Source organism: Chryseobacterium sp. SIMBA_028, assembly GCF_046535285.1.
Taxonomy (GTDB): Bacteria; Bacteroidota; Bacteroidia; order Flavobacteriales; family Weeksellaceae; genus Chryseobacterium.
The window spans coordinates 1-302 of sequence record NZ_JAWRWZ010000141.1; the positions used below are offsets into that span (position 1 = coordinate 1).

1 protein-coding gene is annotated in these 302 nt (G+C 57.3%); it reads right to left on the bottom strand.

All coding sequences use genetic code 11. The features are described 5' to 3' along the window. On the bottom strand, positions 1-302 hold a 302-nt coding region (locus tag SCA31_RS22900; protein WP_410699337.1), incomplete at its 3' end, for an IclR family transcriptional regulator.

Sequence of the window (302 nt, forward strand, 5' to 3'; positions counted from 1 at the left end):
TCAGGCACGAAGCGAAAGGCTGGACCGGAAATGCTTATTGCCGCGATAACCGTGCCTGCGTGGTTGAAGATGGGAGCTGCGACGGCCGTGAGACCAATTTCAAACTCGCCATGAACTATCGCAAAACCGTTTTTGGCAACTTCCAGCAACTCCTTTTCCAGTTCCCCCCGATTGGTTACGGTACGGGGTGTCCGGGCAGGCAGACCCACGGCTTTGAAGACCTGGCTTCTTTCATCGGTCGTCAAGGCAGCCAGCAGCACCTTGCCGCTGGAGGTGGCATGCAGGGGCGTTAAACTGCCCAC